Here is a 12,679-nt window from a genome sequence, read left to right as displayed (position 1 = left end):
TAAGGGCTATTGACTCCACTATAAGAGAAATGCAGGATTGCCCCATGGAAAAAATGGATCAGGAATTCGAGGGTGCCATCGGCGAGCGGCTGAAATCGTTGCGGCTTGGACAAAACTTCACGCTGGACCAGCTTGCCAGTGCTGCCGGCGTCAGCCGCGCGATGATTTCACGGATCGAGCGGGGGGAGGCGAGCCCGACAGCTGCGCTGCTGGCGCGGCTTTGCGAGGCGCTGGGCCTGTCGCTGTCGGCCTTTTTTGCGCCCGATGCGCCGGATCGCTCGCCGCTTTCCCGCCGAACGTCGCAACGGCTCTGGCGCGATCCGACAACCGGTTATCTGCGCCGTTCGGTCTCGCCGCCCGGAACGCCGTCACGGGTCGATATTGTCGAGGTGGAGTTTCCGCCCGGTGCCCGCGTCAGTTTTCCGCCGCGCCCGGAAAGCCGGTTCATGACGCAGCATGTCTGGCTGTTTGCCGGCGTGCTCGACATGGAGCTGGAAAACGAAACGCATCGGCTTCAGTCGGGCGATTGCCTGTTCATGGATATCGGCGACGCCTTTGCCTTCTTCAACCCGTCGGATGAACCCGCCCGCTACGCTGTCATTCTCGATCGCGGCCCAAATTCCAACCGCTAAAACCTTCACAAAAAAGAGATTTCTTCTATGACCACGATCCGTATTGTTGATGCCGAAACCGCAGAGCACGCGCTTGATGACCTTTGCGAGGTTCTGTCCGATTGCATCAATGGCGGCGCCTCTCTCGGCTTCATGCTGCCGTTCCAGCCGCAGGATGGGCGCGAGTACTGGCGCGGCGTCATGGACGCCGTGCGCTTGGGACAGACGATCCTTGCCATCGGCGAGGTGGAGGGCCGTGTGGTGGCCACGGTGCAAGTGGGGCTCGCCTCAAAACCCAACCAGCCCCATCGCGGCGATCTGATGAAGCTGCTCGTGCATCGCGATGCGCGGGGTCTCGGGTTGTCGCGCCTGTTGATGGAGGCGGTGGAAGAGGAAGCCGCCCGGCGTGGGCGTTCCCTGCTTGTGCTGGACACCGCAACCGGCAGCGACGCGGAGGCGATCTATCCGCGCTTCGGCTGGCAGCGCGTCGGTGTCATCCCGGATTATGCGCTCTGGCCGCAAGGCGGTTTCTGCGGCACCACGCTGTTTTACAAGCGGATCGGGCACGCCTAACCAGCAGCCGTCTGCGGAAAATTGCGGAACCTCGTCGGCCTGTCATGGTTAGGCTTGTTCAACTCCCGAAAACAATGGAGGCGAACATGACCAAGACCGATATCAAGGCCCAGCAGGAACGTGCCAAGGCGCAGGTGGAAAATACCAGTTCCGGCGGACATCTCGGCGGCACCTATTATGGCCAGGAGCCGGACGGCAAGACCACCAGCGACAATGACAGGGTGGGCTCCAAGGCGCGGCCAAACAACGGCAATAACTGATTGCCTCCGGCCGCTTTCGACAATTGAAGACGATCTTTTACGGCCGAGGCCCTGCGCAGAGTGGGGCCTCACTGCTGCCTGGTGTCCTGCTGCTTGAAAAGCGGTCGGCGGCACTTCCGGCAACCTTGGCTTTTTCCGCGAGCCGTGCGGCAAGCACCGAAAGTTTGTCCGGATCGGTCAACCCCATGCGGTAAAGGCGCAGCACGATGCGCGCGACCTTTTCTGTCTCCGTCCGGCTCGTTTTGCTGGCGCAGGAAAACAGCACGGAGCGAATGACCGTGTCGATCACCGCAAAATCGCTGGGAACCAGAATGTTCGGGTAAAACCGCACGTCCGGATGAGGCATGGTTCTCTCCGTTTCAAGCCTCCAGCATAGGCAAGGAGGCACATGGCGCAATATCAAATGTTAAAAAGACTGCCCCGGCCGTGCCTGCTGCAGGCATAAACGGAAACGGCGGCCCCCTTTCGAAAGCCGCCGCCTGCTGTTGAAGTGCTTCAATTTTTTCAGAGATTGCCGTTGCGCTGCTGGATCATCATGAACGTGTCGAAGCTGTAATCGGCCACCTGCAGCCAGAGGTAACCGTCCTTCTTGAACGCCTGCTGGCTGTCATAGATCTTCTTGAAGGCCGGGTTTTTGGCAGAGATTTCGGCATAGGTTTCCTGCGCTGCCTTGTAGCAGACGTCGAGAATGTCCTGGCTGAACGGCTTCAGCACGGCACCTTCCGCCACCAGCTGGCGCAGCGCCTTGGCGTTCAGCGCATCATAGCTTTCCAGCATCAGGGCATTTGCGCGCGCGCAGGCATCCGTCAGCACGCGCTGGTAACGCTTCGGCAGGGCGTTGAATTTTTCGAGGTTGAAGAAGGCGTGAACCGTCGGGCCACCTTCCCACCAGGCGGGGTAATAATAATACTTCGCAACCTTGTAGAAGCCGAGCTTGTGGTCGTCATAGGGGCCGACGAATTCGGTCGCGTCGATCGTGCCCTTTTCAAGCGCTGCGTAGACATCGCCGCCGGCGATCTGCTGCGGGGTCACGCCAACCTTGCTCATCACCTGGCCGGCAAGGCCTGCAATGCGCATCTTCAGGCCCTTCAGGTCGTCAACGGTCTTGATTTCCTTGCGGAACCAGCCGCCCATCTGCGCGCCGGTATTGCCGGCGGGAAGCGCATAGAGGTTATGGCCGGCCAAAAACTCGTTGAGCAGTGCCGTGCCGCCGCCGACCGAGAACCAGGAATTGGAAAGGCGCGCATTGAGGCCGAAGGGAATGGCTGTGCCGAGCGCAAAGGTCGGATCCTTGCCGACGTAATAATAGGCGCAGGTATGAGCCATTTCCACAGTGCCGGCGGCCACCGCATCGGCAGCCTGCAGCGGCGGCACGATTTCGCCGGCCGCAAAGGTCTGGATCTGGAATTTTCCGTCCGTCGCTTCCGAGACGCTTTTTGCAATCTCCGTCGAAGAATTGAACAGCACGTCGAGGCTCTTCGGGAAGGAAGAGGTCAGGCGCCAGGTGATCTCGGGGCTTTCCTGCGCGATGGCGGGGGCGGCAAGGGCTGCGGCGCCGACACCGGCAACGCCGGCCTGGCGAAAGAAGGATCTGCGGTTCATGGCATTCGGCCTTTGATTTCATGACAATGCGGGCATGCTTTCGACGCCCCTAAACCATTTTGTTGCAGTTCCTGCAAGGAAAAATGGCAAAAGATTGCGCAGTGACAACCCTGTTCGGACGGTTCGTTTCGCGCGGTGGGGCTGTCTGCGAACCGTGATTTTAAGGCTCCTGCGGGGTTGAATTTTACCCGCCATCGAATTAGATTAGAATAATTCTAAAAAGGATCACCACTATGTTCGAGATGTTTCGCGCCAGCGGACGCCGTGCCTTCGAGACGTTGAGCGAGGCCGAAATCCTGGCGCTTGCCATTTCCTCCGAAGAAGAGGATGCGCGGATCTACCAGTCCTATGCGGCGTCGCTTGCCGAGCGTGCGCCGGATTCGGCCAAGGTGTTTCGCGATATGGCGGAAGTGGAACAGTCGCACCGTAATATGCTGATTGGCCAGTTCCGCCGGCGTTTCGGCGAGGACATTCCGCTGATCCGACGCGAGCATGTGCGTGGCTTCTATCAGCGCCGGCCCGACTGGTTGATGACAAACCTGTCGCTGGACACCATTCGCGCCCAGGCCGAACTGATGGAAGCGCAGGCGTTTCGCTTCTATACGGAAGCGATGAAGCGGGTCAGCGACGCCTCCACCCGCCAGCTTTTGGGGGATCTGGCGCTCGCCGAGCAGGGGCACGGCGAAATCGCCCATATGCTCGGCGACAAGCACACGCCGGAAGCGGTGCGCGAGGCGGAAACGGCGGGCGAACGCCGACAGTTCATCCTCACCTATGTGCAGCCGGGGCTTGCCGGCCTGATGGACGGATCCGTGTCGACACTTGCACCGATCTTTGCGGCAGCCTTTGCCACCGGCGATACCTGGTCGACCTTCCTCATCGGCCTGTCGGCCTCCGTTGGCGCCGGCATTTCCATGGGCTTTACGGAAGCGGCCCATGACGATGGCAAGCTGTCGGGTCGCGGATCGCCGCTGAAGCGCGGACTTGCCTCTGGCATCATGACCGCCGTCGGCGGCCTCGGCCACGCGTTGCCCTACCTCATTCCGCATTTCTGGACCGCCACGATCGTTGCGGCCGTCGTGGTCTTCGTTGAACTGTGGGCGATCGCTTTCATCCAGAACCGCTTCATGGAAACACCCTTTATGCGCGCCGTCTTCCAGGTCGTCTTCGGCGGCTCCCTCGTGCTTGCCGCCGGCATCCTGATTGGACAGGGGTGAAAAGCGGTTGGCCGAAGGCCAAGCAATCGGTCCAGTGGATCGATTGCAGCGACGAACGCCCTGAGCCAAAGCGAAGGGCCGGGGGTGCAACCCAGTGCGACGGGTCTCAGCGAAAGCGAAGGATCGGGCGCAGCCCAGCCCCAAGACTGCTGCCCGTCCAAAACACAAACCCCGCAAACGAAAATGGCCGGCATCATGCCGGCCATGTCGTATCAGGCTCGAACAATCAGCGGACGGCGCCGACCACGATTTCGCGGCCATCCTCGATGGTCACCCAGCGGCCCGTGTTGAACGAGGCCTGACGCTTCAGGTAGGTGTAGGGCGTCTGGGTCCAGAGTTTTACGTCGTCGTTGAGGTTATCCAGAATGAAATCGCCTTCCGAGGTCCGCACCGTCAGCACTGCATGGCCTTCGCCATCGGGCTTGCGCACCACGGTGATCAGCAGGTCGGCCAGCGAAAAGCCGCGCTCGGACAGTTCCTTGCGCTTTTGCAGCACGTAATCTTCGCAGTCGCCGGCATCGACGGGATAGGCCCAGACTTCCTCGCGGCCATAGACTTCCATGTCCGTGCGGGCGGTGATGCGGGAATTGACCGAGCTGTTGATCTCGTGAATGGCCTGCCAGCCGTATTCGGTCACCTTTGGGGCGGGCGAGGAGGCAAAGCGAATGTTGCACTCATCCTTGTGCAACTGGCAGAATTCGTAATGGCCGATGGGTTGGGAGGTGATGTTGCCCGTCACCATATGCGAGGTCGGTTGCGGGGCCGGAACCGCAGCAGTCGCCGGCGCAAACATCGCAATGAGCAGCAACGCAAAGTGCCGCGCCTTCAGGGCATTTATCATGGATCCGTCCCTCTAAATCCTAACAAAAGGTTAAGGCCCGAGAGGCGGGAGTGTCAATTATGAACAGAGTCTTAACAGCGGCGCTCTGCATTTATGGTTAAGATTGCGGCTTTTCAGTCGCAGCTTATGGACGAGTGGCCGCGCGGTAGTTTCAACTGCCGCCGGTCTCATTCCCTGAACGCCTTCTCAGACAAGGGCAGCGATGGCCGCGCGCATCCGCTCGATATCCTGTGGCCGTGACAGGCGATGGTCGCCGTCGCGCACCAGCGTCAGCACTACGTCGTCTGCCGGCAGGTGCTCGATCAGCGTCAGCGCATGTTTGTATGGCACATCGGCATCCTGCATGCCCTGCAGGATGTGAACCGGGCAACCGGTTTCGATAATGCCGGTCAGCACCCGGTTTTGCCGCCCGTCCTCGATCAGCGCACGGGTAAAAATGTTCGGCTCGGGGCTGTATTCGGAGTGTTCCTCGAAATAGCCGCGTTCCTCCAGGGAACGACGTTCCGCATCGCCAAGCGCCGGTTCGATCAGCGCGCTGGTAAAATCCGGTGCCGGGGCGATGAGAACCATGCCGCTGACCTTCGGCCCGTCAATGCGGCGCTTCAGTTCCTGAACGGCCCGCAGGGCAATCCATCCCCCCATGGAGGAGCCGACGAGGATGACCTGGCGGGCCGGAAAGGCAGCAATCGCGGCAAGGCTTTCCTCCAGCCAGCGGCTGATCGTGCCCTCGCGAAATTCGCCGCCGGACTGGCCATGGCCGGAATAATCGAGCCGCAGTGCCGCAAGGCCAAGTTCCGCGGCCTGCCGGTCCATCTCCAGCGCCTTGGTGCCGGTCATGTCGGAGCGATAGCCGCCGAGCCAGACGAGCATGGGGCCATCGGTTCCCTGATCTGCCTTGCGGTGAAGCATGGCAATCGAGCGCACGTCATGCGGCTGACCTACCTTGATGTGCGAAAGTTCGGCCGGCTGCAGGTCGTTTGTCATGGCGTTCTCCTCGATACTATTGATGCGCCTATAAAACAGATTCGCGAAACGCCGACAGCAGGTGATTTCCTGTGCAGACTATGCTATTGACTTCGCCGCAGCGTTGACGACATTGACCCGCAATCGTGCCTGGCGCCGATGCACGCCGCTGCATTTCGAAATAATTCGAGGAGAATACGACCATTCGCAGACCTTTCAAAGCCGACGCTCCAGTCAAGGACGGGCCGCGCTCCAACCGGGAAATCCGCGTACCTCGCGTTCAGCTGATCAACGCAGAGGGCGAAAACCTCGGCCCCGTGCCGACAGATCAGGCGCTCAAGATGGCGGAAGAGGCCGGTCTCGACCTGGTCGAGATTTCGCCTAACAATGATCCGCCGGTGTGCAAGATCCTCGATCTTGGCAAGCTGAAATACGCCAACCAGAAGAAGGCGGCCGAAGCGCGCAAGAAGCAGAAGATCGTCGAAATCAAAGAAATTAAGATGCGCCCGAACATCGACACCCATGATTATGAGGTGAAGATGAAGGCGATCCTGCGTTTCTTCGAAGATGGCGACAAGGTTCGCGTCACGCTGCGCTTCCGCGGTCGTGAAATGGCCCACCAGGAACTGGGCATGAAGCTTCTGCTTCAGGTCAAGGAAGACACGGCAACGATTGCCAAGGTGGAAGCCGAGCCCAAGCTCGAAGGCCGCCAGATGATGATGGTGCTGGCCCCTCGCTGAGGCCGGCACTTTTTTGAGAGCCGCTCGTGGGGGCGCACAAGCCCCCCGTTTGCCGTGCCCCTTAAAACCCCGTGTTCCCCCATTGCGCTTTCAACCGCCTGTCGGTATAAGCGCGCGTCCGAACGGTCCGGCAGGGCATGCCGTGGCCGTTCTCGAATAGCTTGAAGTCCGCCTTTCGTCAGCGGGTTTCGATACAAGATATGGAGTAGCAAAATGCCCAAGATGAAGACGAAATCGGCTGCCAAGAAGCGGTTCAAGATCACGGCGACCGGCAAGGTCGTTGCGGCTGCCGCCGGCAAGCGCCACGGCATGATCAAGCGGTCCAACAAGTTCATTCGTAACGCTCGCGGTACGATGGTTCTGGCCGAACCGGATGGCAAGAAGGTCATCAAGAACTACCTGCCGAACGGTCTCTGAGACCCTTTCGCTTTTTGGATCAGTTAAGGAGATCATGACATGGCACGCGTAAAACGTGGCGTAACTTCCCGCGCCAAGCACACCAAGACCCTCAAGGCAGCCAAGGGCTTCTACGGCCGCCGCAAGAACACCATCCGCGCCGCAAAAGCGGCTGTGGACCGTTCGCGCCAGTTTGCCACCCGCGACCGCAAGGTCAAGAAGCGCAATTTCCGCGCTCTCTGGATCCAGCGTATCAACGCTGCCGTTCGCGAATTCGGCCTGACCTACGGCCGCTTCATCGACGGCCTGAACAAGGCTGGCATCGAAGTGGACCGCAAGGTTCTCTCCGACATGGCCATCCATGAGCCGGCCGCTTTCGGCGCGCTGGTCGAAGCCTCCAAGAAGGCTCTCGAGTACCTCAAGGATGCCGGCACCACCAACGAGTTTGAAAGCGCGGTCAAGTAACCAGCGCTTCCCAAGCTTATTGCTTCACTGATTTGGGAAACCCGCGCTGGTCTGGGCTGGCGCGGGTTTTTCATGTTTTATTCGCCGTCGCGCTTCCGGCAGGCTTGGCCAAACCCACCCGATCTTCACACGGAAACCATCATGTCCGATCTGGAAAACCTGAAGACCTCGCTTCTTGCCGAAATCGCCGCTGCCGCCGACGAGCCGGCCATCGAGGCGGTGCGTGTGGCAGCCCTTGGCAAGAAGGGCTCCGTTTCCGAGTTGCTGAAGACACTCGGTTCGATGACGCCGGAGGAACGCCAGAGCCGCGGTGCCGCGATCAATGCGCTGAAGACCGAGGTGACGGAAGCTCTTGCCGCCCGCAAGACCGTTCTGCGTGAGGCCGCGATCAATGCAAGGCTTGCCGCCGAAACGCTTGACGTGACGCTGCCCGTGCGCTCCTCGCCGGCCGAGCGCGGCCGTATCCATCCGATCAGCCAGATCGTCGATGAGATCACCGCCATCTTCGCCGACATGGGATTTTCCATCGCGGAAGGCCCAGATATCGAGACCGACTATTACAATTTCACGGCGCTGAATTTCCCGGAAGGCCATCCGGCCCGCGAAATGCACGACACCTTCTTTTTCCAACCGGACGAGAACGGCGAGCGCAAGGTTCTGCGCACCCATACTTCGCCGGTGCAGGTGCGCACCATGGAAACCCAGAAGCCGCCGATCCGCATCGTCATTCCCGGCAAGACCTACCGCCAGGACAGCGACGCCACCCATTCGCCAATGTTCCACCAGGTCGAAGGCCTCGTCATCGACAAGAAGAGCCATGTCGGCAACATCCGCTGGGTGCTCGAAGAATTCTGCAAGGCCTTCTTCGAGGTGGACAATGTCACCATGCGCTTCCGCCCGTCCTTCTTCCCCTTCACCGAGCCGAGCTTTGAGGTGGACATCCAGTGCGACCGCTCGTCCGGCCCGATCGTCAAGTTCGGCGAAGGCACCGACTGGATGGAAATTCTGGGCTGCGGCATGGTGCATCCGAACGTGCTGCGCGCCGGAGGCCTCGATCCCGACGAATACCAGGGTTTTGCCTGGGGCATGGGGCTCGACCGCATCGCTATGCTGAAATACGGCATGCCCGACCTGCGCGACTTCTTCAACGCCGACGTGCGCTGGATGAGCCATTACGGTTTCCGCCCGCTCGACATGCCGACGCTGTTCGGCGGTTTGAGCGCTTAAACGAGGAGATAGATCGATGAAATTCACACTCTCCTGGCTGAAGGATCATCTGGAAACGGATGCGACCCTCGATGAGATCTGCGAACGGCTGACGGCCATTGGCCTTGAGGTTGAGGATGTCGATGACAAGGCGGCGTATAAGCCGTTTGTGATCGCCAAGGTTCTCTCGGCTGAAAAACATCCATCCGCCGACCGGCTGAAGGTGTTGATGGTGGATGCCGGCGGTGAAAAGCCGGTGCAGGTTGTCTGTGGTGCGCCGAATGCGCGGGCCGGTCTCGTCGGGGCGCTGGCGCGTCCCGGCACCTATGTACCGGGTCTCGATGTGACGCTTGCCATCGGCAATATTCGCGGTGTCGAAAGCCACGGCATGATGTGCTCCGAAAAGGAGCTGAACATGTCCGAGGCCCATGACGGCATCATCGACCTGCCAGAGGATGCGCCCGTCGGAACGCCGTTTGCCACGTATGCCGGGCTTGACGATCCGATGATCGAGATCAACCTCACGCCCAACCGCCCCGATTGCACGAGCATTTTTGGCATTGCGCGGGATCTGGCGGCGTCTGGCCTTGGCACGCTGAAACAGCCGAAGGCGCCGGATTTTGCCGTCTCCGGCGAAACGCCCGTCGAGGTCAAGATCGATCTCGACGACGAAAAGCTGTGCCCCGGTTTTGCGCTGCGCCTCGTGCGCGGCGTCAAGAACGGCCCGAGCCCGGCCTGGATGCAGACACGGCTGAAGGCCATCGGCCTTCGCCCGATCAATGCGCTGGTTGATATCACCAATTACATGACCTTCGACCAGGGACGGCCGATGCATGTGTTCGATGCGGCAAAGGTTGCCGGCAACCTCACAGTGCGCCGGGCAGCCGAGGGCGAGGAAATTCTGGCGCTCGATACACGCACCTACACGCTTTCTCCCGCCAATGTGGTGATTGCCGATGATAACGGCGTCGAATCCATCGGCGGCATCATGGGCGGCGAGCATTCCGGCTGCGATGAGAACACGACCGACGTGCTGATCGAATCGGCGCTGTGGGACCCGATCAACATCGCCAAATCCGGCCGCGCGCTTGGCATCATCACCGATGCCCGTTACCGGTTCGAGCGCGGTGTTGACCCCAATTACATGATGCCGGGGCTGGAGCGCACGACGCAGCTGGTGCTGGATCTCTGCGGCGGTACTGCGGCCAAGGCCAAGGTTGCCGGCTACAAGGGTTATGACGCCCGCCTGGTCGACTTCCCCTTTTCCGAGGTGAAGCGCCTGACGGGGCTGAATGTTTCCGTCGAGGAGAGCCAAAAAATCCTCACTGCCCTTGGCTTCGAGATCGTGTCGGGCGATGCGGCGCGGGCAACCGTTGCCGTGCCCTCCTGGCGCCCGGATGTGGATGGCAAGGCAGACCTCGTGGAAGAGGTCATGCGCATCCACGGCGTGGACCAGATCCGCCCCGAGCCGCTGGAAAACCAGGGCGCCGTCAATGGCCGCATCCTGACGACGCTGCAGATCCGCACCCGCACGGCAAAGCGCGCACTTGCCTCGCGCGGCATGCTGGAAGCCGTCACCTGGTCGTTCATTCCGGAAGATCAGGCAAAGCTGTTTGGCGGCGGCAAGCCGCAGCTGAAACTGGCAAACCCGATTGCCGCCGACATGTCGGACATGCGCCCCTCGCTTCTGCCGGGCCTTCTGACGGCTGCCCAGCGCAATGCCGACAAGGGTTTTGGCGATGTGGCGATCTTCGAAGTGTCCGGCACCTATGAGGGCGACACGCCCGAGGCCCAGCGGCGCGTGGCGGGCGGCATCCGTCGCGGCACGGCCTCGCTTGCCGGCGCTGGCAAATCCTGGTCGAACGCGGCAAAGGGCGGCGGAAAACCTGTGGATGTCTATGACGCCAAGGCCGATGCGCTCGCCGTGATCGAGGCCTGCGGGCTGCCGATGGGCAATGTGCAGGTGGAGCAGGGCGGCCCCGCCTGGTATCACCCCGGCCGTTCCGGCACGATCAAGATGGGCCCGAAAGTGGTGCTTGGCCATTTTGGCGAGTTCCACCCGAACACGCTGTCGGCGCTTGATGTCTCCGGCGCGCTCTGCGGTTTCGAGGTCTATCTCGATGCCATGCCCGAGCCGAAGAAGAAGCCGACCCGCACAAAACCGGCACTCGAACTGTCGCCGTTCCAGATGGTCAAGCGCGATTTCGCCTTTGTGGTGGACCGCACGGTGGACGCCGGCGCCCTCATCAAGGCAGCCACCACCGCAGACCGCAAGCTGGTAACAGGCGTTTCCGTGTTCGACGTGTTCGAAGGCCCATCGCTTGGCGAAAACAAGAAATCGATTGCCATCGAGGTGCTGATCCAGCCCGTCGACAAGACGCTGACGGACGAGGATTTTGACGCGCTGACGAAAAAGATCGTCGCCAACGTTGAAAAATCGACCGGCGGCGTTTTGCGCGCCTGAGGTTTTGTCTCAGGTGACATTGCCATCCCCGGATGGCGTTTAAGCCTATCGCACCCCTCTGTTCGAAAGAAGAGAGGGGCGTTTTCATGCTCGCTGCGGCGCGGCCTTTCGTTCGAAGCTCTGTCAAAGAACGGGCACGCGGATCGATGATGCGCAAAAAAATGCCATGCTTCTGCTGCCACGCGGCGGAAAACCCGTGTTTTCTAAAAAGTGCAGACCGGGCGCTGAAAGCTGCCTCGTATGATTTTATTATAAGTGACACCTTTCAGCGCCCCGTTCAGCGGTTTTTGCTCGCGCTTGGGGTCTCTCTGCCTGACGGGAGATTCTTGGGGTTTTTGCCATCGCCGCACTCCCATAAGCCGGGAGCAGACAGCGGACGATGAAACCCAAAAACCTCCCGCCCCCTGTGTGCCGCACAGACACGCCCGGCGCGCTTGCTGGGAATGAAACGGCAAAGCCTGTCCGGGGCCCGCCATTTCCCCCGTGTCGCCGGAGGGAGACCAATTTCCGCGAACCCGGTGCATGAGGTTTTGCGTCACCCCCTCACGCCCCGCGCTGGCCCCGCATCGCCAGAACGCCTTCTGGTGTATCCGCTGCGAGACGAGGGCATTGTAGGTGAGGGTGTGGGGGGTGAGGATGACGGGGGAGGGATTTATTTTTGGGCTCGCGGTGCCGACAGGCTTTCGTCAGCCGATCATGGCTTCGTGACGTGTGAAACGAACGATATGCTGCCTGTCAAAAAATCAGCTTCAGCAGCAGGACGACCACGATCAGGCCAATAAGAAAAATCACTCCGACGGTGCCACCGATGAACTTCAGCATGTTGTCTCCTGCGATATGATGCGATCTGGCAGACGGGTAAACCGTGCCGAGCGCGCTTTGAGGTGTCTCTCAGGCAACTGGTCCGAGGGGGATTGGTTCCATTTAGGGGGCAGAGGCTGGGGGGCAGTGATGCAGATGAGTCTTGCGTTCTGAAACAAAGGGGTTGCGAATTGCTTCGTGCTTTCCATGTCGGTTATGGAAGTCTTGTTGTGCTTGCTTGGAAGTACGCACAGGCCCCCCCCGGGGGCTGCGGCGTCTTCGCGCCTGCATCTCGGTCTTTAAGATCAATCCACGCGGCGGCCGAAAGCTGCTGTTCGGCGACATCATCTGCAGCAATGGAGACAAAGCGGGTAGCGGACGTTCACTGCAATCGGCGCCAAAGTCCGGTGTGCGGACAAATCAGCAATCTAGCCCGCCCATACAAGGGCAACTCAGGGGTTGATGGAGTGGCACTACAGCTTAAGATGATAACATCAGTTCCCGGCATATCAGAAGGGCGAAACTACCGACGTCTGCCCT

General features: G+C 60.4%; 14 protein-coding genes. 9 read left to right on the top strand and 5 right to left on the bottom strand.

Annotated features, from left to right (window positions below):
- Nucleotides 1-53: 53 nt before the first annotated feature.
- From AC4CWF_RS17420 to AC4CWF_RS17410, 3 genes are all read left to right on the top strand, one after another.
- The gene (locus AC4CWF_RS17420; RefSeq protein ID WP_491285475.1) at nucleotides 54-632 is read left to right on the top strand and encodes a helix-turn-helix domain-containing protein; all 579 of its coding nucleotides are present in this window, start codon (nucleotides 54-56) and stop codon (nucleotides 630-632) included.
- A 27-nt stretch (nucleotides 633-659) separates the two neighbouring features.
- Entirely contained in the window at nucleotides 660-1,184 is a 525-nt protein-coding gene (locus AC4CWF_RS17415) for a GNAT family N-acetyltransferase (RefSeq protein ID WP_491282888.1), read from the top strand.
- A gap of 86 nt (nucleotides 1,185-1,270) precedes the next feature.
- Nucleotides 1,271-1,444, top strand: a complete 174-nt coding sequence (locus tag AC4CWF_RS17410; protein WP_491282887.1) for a hypothetical protein — start codon at nucleotides 1,271-1,273, stop codon at nucleotides 1,442-1,444.
- A gap of 37 nt (nucleotides 1,445-1,481) precedes the next feature.
- Here AC4CWF_RS17410 and AC4CWF_RS17405 read toward each other — a convergent pair whose 3' ends face one another.
- Both AC4CWF_RS17405 and AC4CWF_RS17400 read right to left on the bottom strand, forming a co-directional pair.
- Nucleotides 1,482-1,790 (bottom strand): hypothetical protein, encoded by a 309-nt coding sequence (locus AC4CWF_RS17405; protein WP_491282886.1) that lies wholly within the window; start codon nucleotides 1,788-1,790, stop codon nucleotides 1,482-1,484.
- A gap of 158 nt (nucleotides 1,791-1,948) precedes the next feature.
- Nucleotides 1,949-3,046 carry a TRAP transporter substrate-binding protein gene (locus AC4CWF_RS17400; protein ID WP_491282885.1) on the bottom strand — a complete coding sequence of 366 codons (1,098 nt, stop codon included), beginning with the start codon at nucleotides 3,044-3,046 and terminating at the stop codon, nucleotides 1,949-1,951.
- A gap of 233 nt (nucleotides 3,047-3,279) precedes the next feature.
- Between AC4CWF_RS17400 and mbfA the strand changes: the two genes are divergently transcribed.
- Nucleotides 3,280-4,263 (top strand): iron exporter MbfA, encoded by a 984-nt coding sequence (mbfA, locus tag AC4CWF_RS17395; protein WP_491282884.1) that lies wholly within the window; start codon nucleotides 3,280-3,282, stop codon nucleotides 4,261-4,263.
- Between the two features lie 226 nt (nucleotides 4,264-4,489).
- Here mbfA and AC4CWF_RS17390 read toward each other — a convergent pair whose 3' ends face one another.
- Entirely contained in the window at nucleotides 4,490-5,056 is a 567-nt protein-coding gene (locus AC4CWF_RS17390) for a transglutaminase-like cysteine peptidase (protein ID WP_491285472.1), read from the bottom strand.
- 234 nt (nucleotides 5,057-5,290) lie between these two features.
- Nucleotides 5,291-6,088: an alpha/beta hydrolase gene (locus tag AC4CWF_RS17385; RefSeq protein WP_491282883.1), complete on the bottom strand. Its 798-nt coding sequence runs from the start codon at nucleotides 6,086-6,088 to the stop codon at nucleotides 5,291-5,293.
- A gap of 182 nt (nucleotides 6,089-6,270) precedes the next feature.
- Here AC4CWF_RS17385 and infC point away from each other — a divergent pair, with 182 nt between their 5' ends.
- The 5 genes from infC (at nucleotide 6,271) to pheT (ending at nucleotide 11,338) form a co-directional block, all read left to right on the top strand.
- Entirely contained in the window at nucleotides 6,271-6,807 is a 537-nt protein-coding gene (gene infC / locus AC4CWF_RS17380; RefSeq protein ID WP_491285469.1) for a translation initiation factor IF-3, read from the top strand.
- 213 nt (nucleotides 6,808-7,020) lie between these two features.
- Nucleotides 7,021-7,224 carry a 50S ribosomal protein L35 gene (gene rpmI / locus AC4CWF_RS17375; protein ID WP_491282882.1) on the top strand — a complete coding sequence of 68 codons (204 nt, stop codon included), beginning with the start codon at nucleotides 7,021-7,023 and terminating at the stop codon, nucleotides 7,222-7,224.
- A gap of 39 nt (nucleotides 7,225-7,263) precedes the next feature.
- Nucleotides 7,264-7,668 (top strand): 50S ribosomal protein L20, encoded by a 405-nt coding sequence (gene rplT, locus AC4CWF_RS17370; protein ID WP_491282881.1) that lies wholly within the window; start codon nucleotides 7,264-7,266, stop codon nucleotides 7,666-7,668.
- 141 nt (nucleotides 7,669-7,809) lie between these two features.
- On the top strand, nucleotides 7,810-8,895 hold the full coding sequence (pheS, locus tag AC4CWF_RS17365; RefSeq protein WP_491282880.1) for a phenylalanine--tRNA ligase subunit alpha: 1,086 nt from the start codon (nucleotides 7,810-7,812) through the stop codon (nucleotides 8,893-8,895).
- A gap of 16 nt (nucleotides 8,896-8,911) precedes the next feature.
- The gene (pheT, locus tag AC4CWF_RS17360; RefSeq protein WP_491282879.1) at nucleotides 8,912-11,338 is read left to right on the top strand and encodes a phenylalanine--tRNA ligase subunit beta; all 2,427 of its coding nucleotides are present in this window, start codon (nucleotides 8,912-8,914) and stop codon (nucleotides 11,336-11,338) included.
- 735 nt (nucleotides 11,339-12,073) lie between these two features.
- Here pheT and AC4CWF_RS17355 read toward each other — a convergent pair.
- On the bottom strand, nucleotides 12,074-12,160 hold the full coding sequence (locus AC4CWF_RS17355; protein WP_489667229.1) for a small membrane protein YohP: 87 nt from the start codon (nucleotides 12,158-12,160) through the stop codon (nucleotides 12,074-12,076).
- Nucleotides 12,161-12,679 lie beyond the last annotated feature (519 nt).

This window comes from Neorhizobium sp. PAMB6630 (assembly GCF_058242775.1).
This window is presented reverse-complemented; position numbering and strand designations above follow the sequence as displayed.